Here is a 16,202-nt window from a genome sequence, read left to right as displayed (position 1 = left end):
TTAAAGTGACTATACCTCCAATAGCTCAAATTTATTTTTTACTTTTGCAAACCATAAAAAGAAAGTATTTTTAAAGATGTCTGAAATAGAAAAAGTTGCTAAAATTTTTCCATGTTCACAAAGTGAAACTTTAGCCCAAGCTATTGCAGAATCTTATGGTATTCCCTTAGGTAAAGTTAATCGTCTCAATTTTAGTGATGGCGAATTTCAACCTTCTTTCGAAGAATCGGTAAGAGGAACTCGCGTTTTTATTATTGGATCTACTCACCCAAGCAGTGATAATTTGATGGAAATGCTTTTGATGTTAGATGCCGCTAAGCGTTCATCAGCCAGACATATCACGGCTGTAATGCCTTACTTTGGTTGGGCGAGACAAGACAGAAAAGACAAGCCACGTGTGCCTATTGCGCCTAAAATGGTAGCTAAAATGCTTGAAACCGCTGGTGCTACACGTATTATCACAATGGATTTGCATGCCGACCAAATTCAAGGATTTTTTGAAAAACCCGTCGATCATCTATATGCTTCTACTATTTTTCTTCCATATTTAAAAAATCTCAATCTCGACAACCTCACAGTAGCTTCACCAGATATGGGCGGTTCAAAACGAGCTTATGCCTATTCTAAGTTTTTACAATCTGATGTTGTGATTTGCTATAAACAAAGAGCAAAAGCCAATGTGATTTCGCATATGGAGCTGATTGGTGATGTGACTGGAAAAAATGTCGTTTTAGTCGATGACCTTGTGGACACTGCTGGAACATTAACTCACGCTGCCAATCTAATGATTGAGCGTGGTGCAAAAACGGTAAGAGCTGTTTGTACGCACCCTGTTTTGTCTGGCAATGCTTACGAAAAACTAGAAAATTCAAAATTAGAAGAACTCATTGTTACAGATAGTATTCCACTTAGACAACAGAGTTCAAAAATAAAAGTGGTGAGCTCAGCGACTTTATTTGCTGATGTTATGAAAGCTGTGCATCACAACAAATCAATAAGTTCAAAATTTTTAATGTAAATAAATTCAATTAAACAACTATGAAATCAATTACGATCAAAGGATCTAAAAGAGAAAGCGTAGGCAAAAAAGCAACAAAAGCCTTACGTAATGCTGGAGAGGTTCCTTGCGTATTATACGGAGGGAATGATGTCATGCACTTTTCAGCACCAAGCATTGCCTTCAAAGATTTGGTTTACACACCAGATGTTCACACCGTAGATTTGGTGCTTGACGATGGTAAAAAAATCAACGCCGTTTTGCAAGATATCCAATTTCATCCAGTAACAGATGAAATCTTGCACATGGACTTCTATAAATTTGAAGATGACCAAGAAATCACTATGGAAATTCCAGTTCACGCTGAAGGTATTCCAAAAGGGGTTAAAAATGGTGGCGTATTGAGATTTAACTTACGTAGAATGTCTGTAAGAGGTTTGGCTAAAGACTTGCCTGACTATATCATTGCAGATGTTACACCACTTAAAATTGGTCAAAAACTTTACACTACGGCTGTTAAAAGTGATGACTATAAAATTCTTCACCCAGACAACACCGTGATTTGTCAAGTGAGAACATCTCGTAATATTGAATTACTTGAAAGTGCTGACGAAGACGAAGAAAGCGAAGCTGTTGAAGGAGAAGAAAGTGCAGAAGCAAGTGAAGATTCTGAAGAGAAAAAAGAAGAATAAACCAACGCTATTCAATACTTTTAAAGCTGTCTTAATCTTAATTGAGGCGACTTTTTTTATGCCAGACCAAATAGAAATTAACCCCGTGTTTTTTGAGCTATTGTTTTTTTTACCCTAAATTTGAATATCATTTTTTTATAAAACCTAATGAAGAAATTTTTGATTGTTGGCTTGGGAAACCCAGGTTTGAAATACCAAAATACACGACACAATATTGGTTTTGAAATCCTTGACACTCTGGCAAAAGAAAATGAACTAACTTTTGAAACAGAAAAACTTGCAGATATTTGCACACTAAAAGTCAAAGGAAGAACTTTTGTTTTAGTCAAACCTAACACTTATATGAACCTCAGCGGAAAAGCAGTAAATTATTGGTTACAACAAGAAAATATTGAAATAGAAAATCTCCTCATCGTTACAGATGATATCAATCTAAATTTTGGCACATTAAGAATTAAAGCCAAAGGTAGCCACGGTGGGCATAACGGTTTAAAACACATTCAAGATACACTAAACACTAACCAATACCCGAGATTTAGATTTGGTATTGGTAGCCAGTTTTCTAAAGGTCAACAAATTGATTATGTTTTAGGCACTTGGAATAGTGATGAAAAAAAATCTTTAGATGAACGTTTAGAGAAAGCCTCAAAAGCCATTATTAGCTTTGGATTAGCTGGCATACACAACACTATGAATGATTTTAATGGAAAATAACTTAATGTGAAAACTTTTAAATCTGCATCTGCTTTTAAACCTCAACGTCAAACGGTGGTAACCATCGGCACATTTGACGGTGTGCATTTGGGGCATCGCAAAATCATTAATCGATTAAATCAGGTTGCTAAAACCAAAGATTTAGACTCTGTGTTATTGACTTTTTTTCCGCATCCCAGAATGGTTTTACAACAAAATCAAGATTTGAAACTCATCAACACCATAGACGAACGGATTCGTTTTTTATCTGATACTGGATTAAACTATTTAGTCATTGAACCTTTTACCATAGAATTTTCAAGACTCAAAGCTGAAGACTACATCAAACAATATTTGGTTGACCAACTAAACGTAGCAGTTGTCATTGTAGGTTACGACCACAGGTTTGGACGAAATCGCACAGCTAATATTGAAGATTTAAAAGCTTTTGCAAAAACTTATCATTTTGAAGTTGAAGAAATTTCAAAGCAAGATATTGATGATGTTGCCGTAAGTTCAACAAAAATAAGAAAAGCCATCACAGAAGGTCAAATAGATTTAGCCAATACATATTTATCAAAACCTTTTGTGTTGACAGGAAAAGTGGTCAAAGGCAGGCAACTTGGTAAATCTTTAGGTTATCCAACAGCTAATCTATATATAGAAGAAAACTACAAAATTATTCCTAAAGAAGGTGTTTATGTGGTCTGTGCTGAAATAGACTCTAAACCGTATTTTGGTATGATGAATATTGGTCACAATCCTACGATTGCTAAAGACAACAGGAAGTCTGTAGAAACCTATTTTTTTGATTTTGAAGGGAATTTATACGGTAAAACTCTTGAAATACAATTGCTAAAACGCATCAGAGATGAAAGAAAATTTGACTCATTGGTCGCTCTAAAAGCTGCAATGCAAAAAGATAAAGCCTTTTCAATAAATTATATCAAAACCCTTCAATGAAAGCTATTCTATTCAAACAAATAGATAATTCACCATTAATTGTGTTTAGAATCATCTTCGGTTTTCTCATCACTGCCGAAGCTTGGGGAGCCATTTTTACGGGTTGGATCAAGCAAACACTCATCAAACCTGAATTCACCTTTAATTTTATCGGCTTTGATTTTTTACAACCTCTACCTGGTCATTGGATGTATGTCTATTACATCGTCATGGGTTTGGCTGGTTTTTTTGTCATGATTGGCTTTAAATACAGGTTAAACATCATTATTTATACACTGATGTGGATTGCTGTATATTTAATGCAAAAAAGTTCATACAACAATCATTACTATCTTCTTATTTTAATACTGATTTTTATGTGTATAGTTCCTGCACATCGGTATAAATCTGTTGACGTTAAATTAAATCCAAAATTAAAAAGCCATCATATGCCCAACTGGGTGATCATTTTCATCATTGCTCAATTGTGGATAGTTTACACTTATGCATCGGTTGCCAAAATATATCCTGATTGGTTGGATGCCACCGTCCCAAAACAACTTATGCAAGGCAAATCACATTTTTTATTGGTTGGTGATTTCCTGCAGCAAACTTGGGTTCATTATGTTATCGCTTACTTCGGAATCTTGTTTGATTTGCTCATCGTACCAGCATTACTGTGGAAAAAAACAAGAAATGTGGCGTTTTTTATCAGCATTTTCTTTCATTTGTTTAACAGTTTTATTTTTCAAATAGGCATCTTTCCTTATATGTCATTGGCGTTCACCTTGTTTTTTTATCCAAAAGATTTTATCCATAGAAAATTTTTAAAATCAAAACCTTTTTATAATCAAGCTGAAATCAGTTTACCTAAATATCATAAGGCTTTAACTGGCTTTATCGGTCTATGGTTTGTTGTTCAGTTTTGTCTGCCATTAAGACATTGGTTTATAAAAGGCGATGTGCTATGGACAGAAGAAGGTCACCGTATGAGTTGGCGAATGATGTTGAGATCCAAAAATTCATCAACCCTTATAAAAATTGTCAATAAAAACTCAGGCAAAAGTTTTTACGTCAAAAAAAACGACTATCTCACAGAAAAACAACAACGTATGTTAGCTAAACCTGATGGTATATGGCAGTTTTCTCAACGTTTAAAAAAAGAATATGAAGCAAAAGGTGAAGACATCGAAATTTATGTCAGCTCTAAAGTGAGCGTTAATGGCAAACCCTACAAAACACTAATAGACCCTAAACAAGATATGGCAAAAGCCGAATGGGATTACTTTTTCCATAACGATTGGGTTTTGCTATATGATGATTAATTATTTTTATCATTTAAAAATCATTATAGAATTTGTTATTTAGACTTAGGGTTTTTTTATAAATAACCATGATATGAAACGCTATTTTATACAATGCTCATTTTGGGGTAAAGCTTATAAAGGTTGGCAAAAACAACCAGAAAAACCAAGCATTCAAGCCAGTTTAGACCAAGCTATATCAACCGCTTTACAAGAAAATATTGAAGTTATGGGAGCTGGTAGAACAGACACAGGCGTGCATGCCAAAAAATTTATAGCACATTTTGATACAACTTCAGATTTAAAAAATACTTATCCCAATCTTATTTACAAATTGAACACTATCTTACCTCATGATATTGCTGTTCAAGATATATTTGAAGTCAGTTTACATCAACATGCCAGATTTGACGCCGTTTCGAGAACTTATCAATATCGTATTTCAACTCAAAAAAATCCATTTGAAAAAGATTCTGCATATTACATCAAAAATTCGTTAGATGTTAAACTTATGCATAAATGCGTTCAACAACTGACCAGTTTTCATAATTTTAAAAGTTTTAGTAAAGTGAAAACCGCTGTAAAAAATTTTAATTGTAACATCATCTCTACTAACATTTTAGTAGATGGTGATGTTATAACTATTGAACTTACAGCAAATCGATTTTTGCGAAATATGGTCAGAGCAATATCTGGAACCCTTGTTGATGTTGGCTTGGGGAAAAACACTTTTGAAGACTTTATAAATATCATAAAATCAGAAGATAGAAGAAATGCAGGCAAATCTGTACCCGCAAAAGGTTTATACCTTACAGAAATAGTTTATCCTTATCCACTAAACTCTATTTATGGCTCAAAACAAGACAGGTAAAGCATTTGATATCAAATTATTTAAGCGTGTTTTAGGTTTTACAAAACCTTACAGAAGCACTTTTTATTTTGTGTTATTTTCTGCACTTGCACTTGCCGCATTAGGGATGTTAAGACCGCATCTACTCGGGCTTATTATTGACAATGCACTACCTGAAAAAAACCAAGATCTGTTAGTTGAAATGGTCATTTGGATGATAGTTGTCCTGTTAGGAGAAGTGATTTTTCAACTCTCTTTTATCTATTTTGCAAATTGGCTTGGACAGGAGGTTATCAGAGATATCAGAGTTAAGCTTTTTAATCACATGATCAATTTTAAAAAGCAATATTTTGACACCTCATCCGTAGGACGTTTGGTAACAAGAGCTGTAAGCGATATAGAAACAATAGCAAGTATTTTTAGTCAAGGCTTATTCATGATTTTGAGCGATTTGCTCAAAATGCTTGCTGTTCTCCTCTTTATGTTTTATAAAAGTTGGCATCTTACACTAATAGTGCTAACCGTTTTACCGTTTGTGTTTCTAGCTACTAGGATTTTTCAAAGGAAAATGAAAGTCGCTTTTGAAGAAGTGAGAACCCAGATTTCTAATCTCAACTCATTTGTTCAAGAACGCTTAACAGGAATGAAAATCGTTCATATTTTTAATCGTGAACAAAAAGAATATGAAAAATTTAAAGACATTAACGAAAAACACAAAAAAGCATGGAATAAAACAGTACTTTACAATTCTATCTTTTTTCCCATTGCTGAGATGTCAATCTCTGTTACTATAGGTTTGTTAGTTTGGTATGGTGGTTTACGCATCGTAGAATCTGATACATTGAGTTTAGGGATAATTGTGGCTTTTATAGAATATGTTAGAATGTTATTTGCACCGCTTAGACAGATTGCTGATAAATTCAATTCACTTCAAATGGGCATGGTAGCTTCCAATAGAGTCTTTAATATACTAGATACTCAAGCCTATATTCCTAATCACGGAAAAATAATTCCACAAAAACTCAATGGTCATATTGAATTTAAAAACGTTCGCTTTAAATATATTAAAGATGAAGATGTGCTTAAAGGCATTTCATTTATGGTTCAACCTGGTGAAACTATTGCAATTGTTGGTGCTACAGGTGCTGGCAAAAGCACCGTAATCAATTTGCTGACACGATTTTACGATATCGAAGATGGACAAATTTTGATCGACAATAAAAACATTAAAGATTACGAGCTTTCTGCTTTGCGAAAAGAAATTGCCGTTGTTTTGCAAGATGTATTTCTATTTGCAGAGAGTATTTTTTATAATATCACTTTGCACGACGAAAAAATAACAAAAGAAGATGTGATAAATGCCGCAAAATCTATTGGTGTTCATGATTTTATCATGAGTCTTCCTGGTGGCTATAACTACAATGTAAGAGAACGCGGTGCGATGCTGTCTTCTGGTCAACGTCAACTGATTGCATTTTTAAGAGCTTACGTCTGTAAACCCAGTATTCTAATTTTGGATGAAGCTACATCTTCTATTGATAGTTACAGCGAGCAACTGATTCAAAACGCAACCGATAAAATCACACAAAATCGCACATCAATCATCATTGCTCATCGATTGGCAACTGTGAAAAATGCAGACAAAATCATTGTCATGCACGAAGGGCATATTGTTGAAACGGGAACACATCACACACTTTTAAAAAATGCTAACGGATATTATAACAACTTGTACAAAGCTCAATTTGAAAACAAAAATGACTCTGTAACTGTTAAATAGATATATTTAGACCAATCCAAACTGCTCAAAGTGATGATGAAAATGTTTACGGTTTAAGAGTTTCCATTCAAAATAGTTGAGTTCTCCAAATACCGCATTTTTAGTAATAGCATCTGGGTTTTCCTTAAAATAAAGATGAAATTTGTCATAAGCTTTTAATAAGGCTTCTTTTGCCGTTGTTAAATCACCGTGTTGCAAGTCTTCTAACTTTCCTTCATTCATCAATGGCATCTTATAATTTTTTGGCATTTTTTCATAATTATACAAAGTTTCCTGAACTTTATCAAGATGATCTTCTGGAGTAGCTATTTCAAAATCTTGAATATCGCCTTTGGCTATTTTTAAACCGTATTCTAAATGCTCAATCATATGTTGAGCCGTCATCATTCCCCATTTGGGTTTGGTGTCAGGCTTGAGTAGTTTTAATTTTTCTTCTAAATAATTCCGACTTATTTCAGGAAAAGTGGTTTGCTTTTTTTGAACCATAGTGAGTATCGTCGCCACGGCAACTAATTTGTCTTCGGGATCGTCTTCCATCGCATCAAAAACTTCAACATACCACTTAATGATTCCGCTAGGCAACTCCTTACCTTTTGGCTCTCGATCAACTTTTTGTTTACAAGTTAATCGCACATAAATGGTATCATTATGGTACAAAGGTCTTAAAAACCTAATATCATCGAGTCCGTAATTGGCGGCAACGGGTCCTTTGTTGGGATAAACAAACAATCCTGCAAAGACTGATATGATGAAATAGCCGTGAGCTGTGCGTTTTTCAAAAATACTACCTTCAAGTGAAGTGATATCAGTGTGAGCATAAAAGTGATCCCAAGTTAAATTTCCAAAATTAATGATGTCCGAATCGGTTAAAGTGCGTTTATGCGTTTCAAGCGACATACCAGGCTGAATGTCTTCCCAATGGTAAGCAAAAGGATGTTTTTTTGACGCCTTATAAGCCGATTTAGGTTGATAAATACCTGTGATTTCGGTTAATGTTGTTGGACTGCCTTGAATGGCACAACGTTGCATAAAATGCTTAATCCCGCGTTTACCGCCCATTTCTTCTCCACCACCGGCACGACCTGGTCCACCGTGAACCAAATTTGGCAATGGCGAGCCGTGACCCGTACTTTGTTTGGCTGATTCTCTGTTAATCGCTAAAATTCGACCGTGGTGAGATGCTGCTTGAATGGTATAAGCTGTAGCAATTTTATCATCGTTGGTAAAAATTGAGCTCACCAAAGAGCCTTTACCTTTTTTTGATAGCTCTACAGCTTCATCAATCGTTTTATATGGCATCAAGGTACTTACAATTCCAAAAGCTTCTGTTGTATGAGCGGCTTCGTTTTTAAAAGGTTCGTTTTCTCTTAATAAAATAGGTTTGATAAATGCACCTTTTTCAAAATCAGCATTAATAAGTTTGGTGCTTTCAAAATCACCATAAACCATTTCTGCAGTTTTGGTGATTTTTTCAACTTGAGATTTTACACTTTCCAGTTGTTGCTTATCCACCAAACAACCCATCCGAACTTCTTTTAAACGTGGGTCGCCAATCGTAACTTTGTCTAAAGCTTGACTTAAAGCCTTTTGCACATCATCTATCAAATTTTCAGGTACAATAATACGGCGAATGGCAGTACATTTTTGACCACACTTCACAGTCATTTCATTGCGAACTTCTTTGATAAATAAATCAAATTCTGGCGTGCCTAATTTGGCATCTTCACCGAGAATACTAGCATTAAGCGAATCAGCTTCCATCGTAAACGGCACGGACTCTTCGAGTAATTGCGGATGATTTTTAAGCAATTTACCTGTAGAAGCTGAGCCAGTAAACGTCACGATATCTTGAGATTGAACACTGTCTAAAATATTTTTTGCCGTGCCACTAATCAGTTGAAGTGCACCTTCGGGCAAAATACCTGATGCAATGATGTGTTTTACAGTTGCTTCGGTCAAATAGGCTGATTGTGGTGCTGGCAAAACCACGGCTGGTACGCCAGCCATCCAATTGACCGCACATTTTTCTAACATTCCCCAAACAGGAAAATTAAACGCATTGATATGCACTGCCACACCTTCTTTTGGCACAAGAATATGATGTGCCATAAATCGACCGCCACGAGACAAATCTATCGGGTCGCCTTCCACATCAAAAGGTGAATTGGGAAAAAGTTTTCTCAACGAAGCATTGGCAAATAAGTTGCCGATACCGCCGTCAATATCAAACCAAGAATCGCGTTTGGTAGCTCCTGTGCGATAGCTGACTTCATATAAATCTCTTCGTTTTTTTTGAAGATAAAAAGCGAGTTTTTTTAGCATTAATCCACGTTCCTGAAAGGTCATTTGACTCAAACTTTTATTGTGTTTTCGCCCGTAAGCTAAAACTTCAGGAATATCAAATCCTTCTATATTGATATTGGTAAAATGTTCTCTGCTGCAGCGTCATAGATAGGTTGACCATCTCCTTGACCCTGCGTCCATTGTCCTTTGATATAACTTTGTGTGGTTTGCATAGTTGTTTTTAAATGAAATTAATAATCTAAAAGTTTATTTAAAGTATTTTTTATTTTGCCTAATTCGGTTTGGTTTATTTGTCCAATTTTTTTCTTAAACCGCTTTTTAGAAATTGAGCGAATATGAAAAACCAAAGCTTCTGAAGTAGCTTGAAGACCATTTTCTGGCGATGGTTTGATAATAGGATGACCTTTGTAATTTTTTAAAGATGAAGTTAATGGACATACTAATAACACATTAAAATATTTGTTCATAGTATTCCCACTAACGACTATTGCAGGTCTATTACCAGCTTGTTCGTTTCCTACAACTGGATCAAAATAGACTTGCCAAATTTCTGATTGTCTAATCTTCATTGTCAAATTTTTCAAGCATTTCTACATAATCCTGTAGACCTTCTTCGGCCATTTCTATCATATCTGGATCTTTAGAGGCTCTTTGAAATGAAGCTTTATAAGTCGCTTTATCCATTTGTTCAAGATAAAAGCTTATAGCTTTTTCAATCAACTTATTTTTTGGAATTTTAAGCTGTTTGGCGGTTTGGTCTAATTCTGCCAATAACTTGTCAGGTAGTGTTGAAGTATAAGTTGCCATAATATTGCATTTATTCAAATATAAATCATATTTAAAAAATATAAATATAATTTATAAATATTTTTTAAACATCGAGATCGTTTTAAAATTCGTTTTCTTTAAATTATACATCGCTATGCTCTTGGAACTTTCCCGAATCGCTCTGCTCTCTGGACTTCGCTGCGCTCAGCCCCGAATCTCTTTGTTCTCTGGACTTCGTTGCGCTCAGCATCTCTCAATTACACAGGCGTAGCCTTGTCCGACACCGACACATCCCGAATCGCTTCGCTCTCGGGACTTCGCTACGCTCAGCATCTCTCAATTACACAGGCGTAGCCTTGTCCGACACCGACACATCCCGAATCGCTTCGCTCTCGGGACTTCGCTACGCTCAGCATCTCTCAATTACACAGGCGTAGCCTTGTCCGACACCGACACACATAGTGATTAGGGCGTATTTTTTTTGGGTTTGTTCTAATTCTAAGGCGGCGGTATTGGCGAGTCTTGCCCCTGTGACGCCAAGTGGATGACCGATGGCTATGGCACCACCATTGGGATTGATACGTGGGTCGTTGTCTTTTAGACCCCAAGCACGTATGCAAGCCAAAGATTGTCTTGCAAAGGCTTCGTTAAGCTCAATAATGTCCATATCTGTTAGACTCAAACCTGCTTTTTTTAAAGCTTTGTTTGAAGCTTCAACGGGTCCAATGCCCATAATTCTGGGTTCAACACCGACTACGGCTGAACTTAATATTTTGGCTTTGGGTTTTAAACCGTATTGTTTTACGGCTTTGTCTGAAGCTATAATTGTTGCCGCTGCTCCATCATTTAAACCTGAGGAATTGCCAGCGGTAACACTTCCGTTTTTACGAAAAGCTGGTCTTAACTTGGCTAAAATTTCAGGTTTGGTCTGTGGTTTTATAAACTCGTCGTCTTTAAAAATGATTGGGTCTTTTTTAAGCTGAGGGATTTTGACTTCAATAATTTCTTTTGCTAATCGACCATTTTGTTGAGCTTTTGTAGCTTTCATTTGACTGTTATAAGCAAACTCGTCTTGGTCTTCACGAGATATTTTATGAATATCAACAAGGTTTTCAGCGGTCATACCCATACCGTCGGTGCCATACATTTCTTGCATTTTTGGGTTGACAAATCGCCAGCCAAAACTGGTATCGTAGAGTTTAGCGTCATTTCCGTAAGCCGAAGAGGTTTTGGATATAGCAAACATTCCACGCGTCATGTGTTCTACGCCACCTGAAATAAACAAATCTCCATCGCCTGTTTTTATGGCACGATGGGCATGAATAATTGCTGATAAACCACTACTACACAAGCGGTTAACCGTTTCACCTGGGACTGAATACGGCAAGCCTGCTAACAATAAACACATTCGTGCTACATTTCGATTGTCTTCGCCAGCTTGATTGGCACAACCTAAAATGACATCATCAAAAGCATGTTTTGGTATGTTATTATTTCGATTGACTATTTCGTTGATAACTAAAGCCCCTAAATCGTCGGTACGAACGGGTGAAAGTGTGCCTTTGTAATTTCCAATAGGTGTTCTGATACCGTCAATAATATATGAATTCATAGAATGTAATATCTTTAAATTGAAGTCTAAAAATAAGGGTTTTTATAGAATTATGTAAAGTTATTGGCAAATTATTGATATTTCTTTAAAATATAATTTTTTGTGTTAGTTAACAAAGTGACAATAACAACCGTCCATTCTATGTTGGTCTGGCTTAGGGATTGAGGCATTGTCGGAGCTCTTGCCACGCCATAAGCGTGGCAAAGCGACTGCCGAAAGCCCGCCGATGCGACTTTGGAGCGACGGAAGCCCCAAATTATATATTTTGAAATTTCGTGATTTTAAAAACATGTCTTATCTTGGCATTAAAATTTGATTTGATGGTTAAAGAAACGGCTTACACGGAAGATAATATTAAATCGCTGGACTGGAAAGAGCACATCCGCATGCGTCCTGGAATGTATATCGGCAAACTTGGCGACGGCTCGAGTGCGGATGATGGCATTTATATTTTGCTGAAAGAAGTTTTGGACAACTCGATTGATGAATATGTGATGGGCGTGGGCAAAACCATTGAGGTGTCTATTCAAAATAACCGTGTGATTGTGCGAGATTACGGTCGTGGCATTCCGTTGGGCAAAGTGGTTGATGTGGTGTCTAAAATGAATACGGGCGGAAAATATGACACCAAGGCTTTTAAAAAATCGGTGGGGCTGAATGGTGTTGGAACAAAGGCGGTGAATGCGTTGTCTGAATATTTTAGAGTAGAGTCTAATCGGGATAATAAATCGGTAGTAGCCGAGTTTGAATTGGGCGAGCTTAAAAACAAAGAAGACTTAGACGAAACCTCTCGCCGACGCGGTACGAAAGTAACTTTTGTGCCTGATACTGAAATTTTTAAGAAATACAATTACCGCAGTGAATATGTGGAAAAAATGCTTAAAAATTATGTGTATCTCAATCCTGGATTGACCATAGTTTTTAATGGACAGAAGTTTTATTCTGAAGATGGTTTAAAGGATTTGTTGAGTGACAATATTAGAACTGAAGATCGACTATTTCCAATCATACATTTGCGAGGTGAAGATATTGAGGTGGCGATGACCTTTAGCAAAGCCCAATATAGCGAGGAATATCATTCGTTTGTGAATGGTCAACACACCACTCAAGGTGGCACGCACTTGACCGCTTTTAAAGAAGCTATCGTAAAAACCATTCGAGATTTTTACGGCAAACAATACGACCCTGGCGACATTAGAAAATCTATTGCAAAGACGGTAAGCATTAAAGTGATGGAACCCGTTTTTGAAAGTCAAACAAAAACCAAACTTGGCTCAACCGATATGGGTGGCGAATTGCCAACGGTAAGAACTTATATTTTGGATTTTGTCAAGCGAAAATTAGACAATCACTTGCACAAAAATCCAGAAACAGCAGAAAAACTTCAACGCAAAATTTTTCAAGCCGAAAAAGAACGAAAAGACTTATCTGGCATCAGAAAATTGGCAAAAGAACGAGCTAAAAAAGCGAGTTTGCACAATAAGAAATTAAGAGATTGTCGCATTCATTTGGGCGATACTTCAAAAGCAGGAAACTTAGAAACCACATTGTTTATCACTGAGGGCGATTCGGCGAGTGGAAGCATTACCAAATCTCGTGATGTGAATACTCAGGCAGTATTTAGCTTGAAAGGAAAGCCTTTGAATAGTTATGGTTTAAGCAAAAAAATTGTTTACGAAAATGAAGAATTCAACTTGCTTCAAGCCGCTTTAAACATTGAAGATCTGCTTGAAGATTTGCGCTACAACAATATTGTGATTGCCACCGATGCCGATGTAGATGGCATGCATATTCGCTTGTTGATCATCACGTTCTTTTTGCAGTTTTTTCCAGAAGTGATTCGTGAAGGGCATTTGTATATTTTGCAGACACCTTTATTTAGAGTTAGAAATAAAAAGGAAACCATTTATTGCTACTCTGAAGATGAGCGAAGAGAAGCGATAAAAAAACTCGGCAAAAACCCAGAAATCACACGTTTCAAAGGTCTGGGTGAAATTTCGCCTGATGAGTTTAAAAACTTTATCGGTGACGATATCCGTCTTGATCCAATTATGCTTGACAAAAACAAAAGCATCGAAGAGATTTTAAAATTTTATATGGGCAAAAACACACCTGACCGTCAAGAGTTTATCATTGACAATCTTAGGTTAGAAATTGATTTGGTGGAAGATCTTGAAGAGGAAATTGAAGCTTAAACATTCTCCACTACAATGTTTAGGCTATAAAATTATAATAGCATTTAATCGACTCGTCCTAAAATTGGCTTAAGTTGTCAAAATTTCAAATAAGTATTTTGGACATCTTATAGGTCTGCGAGTTTGTGCGGATATAAAAACTAAAATCACTTTTGCCGTCGCAACAATTTCATCAGCGTCATTTAATAATTTATAGTCAAATCCAATCTTGACATCGGGAGTTTTTGAGCATTCAACTTGAACCTTAACGCTACCGCCAAACACCAAAGGTTTTTTATAATCTATTTCAATTTTATAAACAGGTAGCATTATGCCATCTTGTTCTAAATTGGAGTATTTTACACCCTTTTTTTCGAGCCATTCAATCCTTGCTTGTTCTAAGTATAGCAAGTAATTGGCATGATGAACCACACCCATTTGGTCGGTTTCTGCATAGCGGATTTTATATAAATATTCCATGTTTTATAACGTTAATAACTTTTATTTTTCTATTTTTATAAAAGTTTTGTATAGGCAAAAAAAACTTAAAATTCAATAGCAATTTTATTTTTTTATGAAATGATTTGTTCACATATTTGCCATATCAAAACGGGGTAATTTTCACCTCCAAAAATTGTAAATTTAAGATTAATTATGAATAAAACTGCGGAATCAGTTTGGGAAAATTGTTTGTCTTTTATAGAAGATAACATCACACCACAAGCATACAAAACATGGTTTGAGCCCATAAAAGCTGTTAAGCTATCTGATAACGCATTAAGTATTCAAGTGCCTTCTAAATTTTTTTATGAATGGCTTGAAGAACACTACGTCAAATTGCTTCGCGTAGCACTTAATAAAACTTTAGGCGATTATGCTAAGCTTATTTATGTGATAAGAATGGAAAATGCAAGGGGCAAAAAGCCAGCTTTTACAGAAAAAATACCAAGTTCACAGCGAAGCAAAGTCAATTCTCAAGACGTTAATATGGCACTTAACACAAAAAATCCCGAGTTAAAAAATCCTTTTGTCATACCAGGTATTAGAAATTTAAAAATTGATTCACAACTCAATTCTAATTATAATTTTGATAATTTTCTTGAAGGCGATTCTAACCGTTTAGCTCGTTCTGCAGAAAAAGCAGTTTCGGCAAAACCTGGTGGCACGTCTTTTAATCCACTACTTGTTTTTGGTGGTGTAGGTTTGGGCAAAACACATTTGGCTCACGCTATTGGTGTTGATGTTAAAGACAAACACCCCAACAAAACTGTGCTTTACATTTCGGCTGAAAAATTTACTCAACAATATATAGAATCGGTAAGGAAAAACACCAGAAACGACTTTATCCATTTCTATCAAGTCATTGATGTACTTATTGTGGATGACATTCAATTGCTGTCGGGCAAAAAAGGCACACAAGATGTTTTTTTCCATATTTTTAATCATTTACATCAAAATGGCAAGCAAGTCATTTTAACCAGTGATAAAGCACCAGTTGATATGCAAGAAATAGAAAAACGCTTGCTATCACGTTTTAAATGGGGCTTATCAGCAGAATTGCTCAAACCTGATTACGAAACCCGTAAGAAAATCATTAGCAACAAACTCTATCGCGATGGTGTAGAAATAGGTAAAGACATTATAGATTTTGTTGCCCAAAACATCAAGAGTAATATCAGAGAACTTGAAGGTGCTATTATCTCCTTAATCGCTCATTCTTCATTTAATAAAGAAGAGGTGGATTTGATTTTGGCAAAAAAAATCGTAGATAATTATGTCCACAATTCTAAAAAAGAAATTTCTATAGACCACATTCAAAAAGTGGTAAGCAGTTATTTTCAAATGGATACGGACACATTACAATCTAAAACCCGTAAACGACACATCGTTCAAGCCAGACAAATAGCAATGTATTTTGCCAAAAAAATGACCAAAGCTTCGCTGGCTAGCATTGGTAAACAAATTGGCGATAGAGATCACGCTACCGTTCTGCACGCTTGTAAAACCGTTAGCAATTTAACTTCAACGGACAAGCAATTCAAAAAATTTGTTGAAGACCTTGACAAACGCTTAGTAGAGTAAATTT

At 35.8% G+C, this 16,202-nt stretch carries 14 protein-coding genes; 9 read left to right on the top strand and 5 right to left on the bottom strand.

The genetic code is table 11. The features are described 5' to 3' along the window. Positions 1-76: 76 nt before the first annotated feature. The 7 genes from IGB25_RS12600 (at position 77) to IGB25_RS12570 (ending at position 7,258) form a co-directional block, all read left to right on the top strand. Positions 77-1,018: a ribose-phosphate pyrophosphokinase gene (locus IGB25_RS12600; RefSeq protein ID WP_211065299.1), complete on the top strand. Its 942-nt coding sequence runs from the start codon at positions 77-79 to the stop codon at positions 1,016-1,018. A 20-nt stretch (positions 1,019-1,038) separates the two neighbouring features. Then, positions 1,039-1,689 carry a 50S ribosomal protein L25/general stress protein Ctc gene (locus tag IGB25_RS12595; RefSeq protein WP_211065298.1) on the top strand — a complete coding sequence of 217 codons (651 nt, stop codon included), beginning with the start codon at positions 1,039-1,041 and terminating at the stop codon, positions 1,687-1,689. A gap of 147 nt (positions 1,690-1,836) precedes the next feature. Continuing rightward, positions 1,837-2,403: an aminoacyl-tRNA hydrolase gene (pth, locus tag IGB25_RS12590; RefSeq protein ID WP_211065297.1), complete on the top strand. Its 567-nt coding sequence runs from the start codon at positions 1,837-1,839 to the stop codon at positions 2,401-2,403. Positions 2,404-2,409: 6 nt separating this feature from the next. Continuing rightward, positions 2,410-3,345: a bifunctional riboflavin kinase/FAD synthetase gene (locus IGB25_RS12585; protein ID WP_211065296.1), complete on the top strand. Its 936-nt coding sequence runs from the start codon at positions 2,410-2,412 to the stop codon at positions 3,343-3,345. Continuing rightward, entirely contained in the window at positions 3,342-4,649 is a 1,308-nt protein-coding gene (locus IGB25_RS12580; protein WP_211065295.1) for an HTTM domain-containing protein, read from the top strand. Before IGB25_RS12585 ends, IGB25_RS12580 begins: the two co-directional genes overlap by 4 nt. A 73-nt stretch (positions 4,650-4,722) precedes the next feature. After that, positions 4,723-5,499: a tRNA pseudouridine(38-40) synthase TruA gene (gene truA / locus IGB25_RS12575; RefSeq protein ID WP_211065294.1), complete on the top strand. Its 777-nt coding sequence runs from the start codon at positions 4,723-4,725 to the stop codon at positions 5,497-5,499. Next, positions 5,477-7,258 (top strand): ABC transporter ATP-binding protein, encoded by a 1,782-nt coding sequence (locus IGB25_RS12570; protein ID WP_211065293.1) that lies wholly within the window; start codon positions 5,477-5,479, stop codon positions 7,256-7,258. Before truA ends, IGB25_RS12570 begins: the two co-directional genes overlap by 23 nt. A 6-nt stretch (positions 7,259-7,264) precedes the next feature. On the opposite strand, the gene paaZ is transcribed toward IGB25_RS12570, so the two are convergent. The 4 genes from paaZ to IGB25_RS12550 all read right to left on the bottom strand — a co-directional run bounded on the left by paaZ (position 7,265) and on the right by IGB25_RS12550 (position 11,942). Next, positions 7,265-9,655 (bottom strand): phenylacetic acid degradation bifunctional protein PaaZ, encoded by a 2,391-nt coding sequence (gene paaZ / locus IGB25_RS12565; protein WP_247653761.1) that lies wholly within the window; start codon positions 9,653-9,655, stop codon positions 7,265-7,267. A gap of 137 nt (positions 9,656-9,792) precedes the next feature. Beyond that, a complete protein-coding gene (locus tag IGB25_RS12560; protein ID WP_247653520.1) occupies positions 9,793-10,131 on the bottom strand; it encodes a type II toxin-antitoxin system PemK/MazF family toxin in 339 nt (112 codons plus the stop codon). Next, the gene (locus IGB25_RS12555; protein ID WP_211065292.1) at positions 10,121-10,369 is read right to left on the bottom strand and encodes a ribbon-helix-helix domain-containing protein; all 249 of its coding nucleotides are present in this window, start codon (positions 10,367-10,369) and stop codon (positions 10,121-10,123) included. Before IGB25_RS12555 ends, IGB25_RS12560 begins: the two co-directional genes overlap by 11 nt. A gap of 370 nt (positions 10,370-10,739) precedes the next feature. Beyond that, positions 10,740-11,942 carry an acetyl-CoA C-acyltransferase gene (locus tag IGB25_RS12550; protein ID WP_211065291.1) on the bottom strand — a complete coding sequence of 401 codons (1,203 nt, stop codon included), beginning with the start codon at positions 11,940-11,942 and terminating at the stop codon, positions 10,740-10,742. A gap of 320 nt (positions 11,943-12,262) precedes the next feature. On the opposite strand from IGB25_RS12550, the gene IGB25_RS12545 reads away from it, so the two are divergent. Then, positions 12,263-14,137 (top strand): DNA topoisomerase IV subunit B, encoded by a 1,875-nt coding sequence (locus IGB25_RS12545; RefSeq protein ID WP_211066924.1) that lies wholly within the window; start codon positions 12,263-12,265, stop codon positions 14,135-14,137. Positions 14,138-14,206: 69 nt separating this feature from the next. On the opposite strand, the gene IGB25_RS12540 is transcribed toward IGB25_RS12545, so the two are convergent. Next, complete coding sequence (locus tag IGB25_RS12540; RefSeq protein WP_211065290.1) at positions 14,207-14,596, bottom strand: thioesterase family protein; 390 nt, start codon at positions 14,594-14,596, stop codon at positions 14,207-14,209. Between the two features lie 174 nt (positions 14,597-14,770). Here IGB25_RS12540 and dnaA point away from each other — a divergent pair, with 174 nt between their 5' ends. Then, complete coding sequence (gene dnaA, locus IGB25_RS12535; RefSeq protein WP_211065289.1) at positions 14,771-16,198, top strand: chromosomal replication initiator protein DnaA; 1,428 nt, start codon at positions 14,771-14,773, stop codon at positions 16,196-16,198. The last annotated feature ends 4 nt before the right edge of the window (positions 16,199-16,202 follow it).

Source organism: Flavobacterium sp. CS20, assembly GCF_018080005.1.
GTDB lineage: Bacteria > Bacteroidota > Bacteroidia > Flavobacteriales > Flavobacteriaceae > Psychroflexus.
Note: the sequence above shows the minus strand (reverse complement) of the source record. Positions and strands in the feature narration are given on the sequence as shown.

Bases quoted from the DNA above. Each gene is read 5' to 3' on its own strand.
- IGB25_RS12555 (WP_211065292.1), bottom strand. From the start codon at position 10,369: ATGGCAACTTATACTTCAACACTACCTGACAAGTTATTGGCAGAATTA.
- IGB25_RS12600 (WP_211065299.1), top strand. From the start codon at position 77: ATGTCTGAAATAGAAAAAGTTGCTAAAATTTTTCCATGTTCACAAAGT.
- dnaA (WP_211065289.1), top strand. From the start codon at position 14,771: ATGAATAAAACTGCGGAATCAGTTTGGGAAAATTGTTTGTCTTTTATA.
- IGB25_RS12580 (WP_211065295.1), top strand. From the start codon at position 3,342: ATGAAAGCTATTCTATTCAAACAAATAGATAATTCACCATTAATTGTG.
- truA (WP_211065294.1), top strand. From the start codon at position 4,723: ATGAAACGCTATTTTATACAATGCTCATTTTGGGGTAAAGCTTATAAA.
- IGB25_RS12550 (WP_211065291.1), bottom strand. From the start codon at position 11,942: ATGAATTCATATATTATTGACGGTATCAGAACACCTATTGGAAATTAC.
- IGB25_RS12545 (WP_211066924.1), top strand. From the start codon at position 12,263: ATGGTTAAAGAAACGGCTTACACGGAAGATAATATTAAATCGCTGGAC.
- IGB25_RS12560 (WP_247653520.1), bottom strand. From the start codon at position 10,131: ATGAAGATTAGACAATCAGAAATTTGGCAAGTCTATTTTGATCCAGTT.
- IGB25_RS12595 (WP_211065298.1), top strand. From the start codon at position 1,039: ATGAAATCAATTACGATCAAAGGATCTAAAAGAGAAAGCGTAGGCAAA.
- pth (WP_211065297.1), top strand. From the start codon at position 1,837: ATGAAGAAATTTTTGATTGTTGGCTTGGGAAACCCAGGTTTGAAATAC.
- IGB25_RS12540 (WP_211065290.1), bottom strand. From the start codon at position 14,596: ATGGAATATTTATATAAAATCCGCTATGCAGAAACCGACCAAATGGGT.
- IGB25_RS12570 (WP_211065293.1), top strand. From the start codon at position 5,477: ATGGCTCAAAACAAGACAGGTAAAGCATTTGATATCAAATTATTTAAG.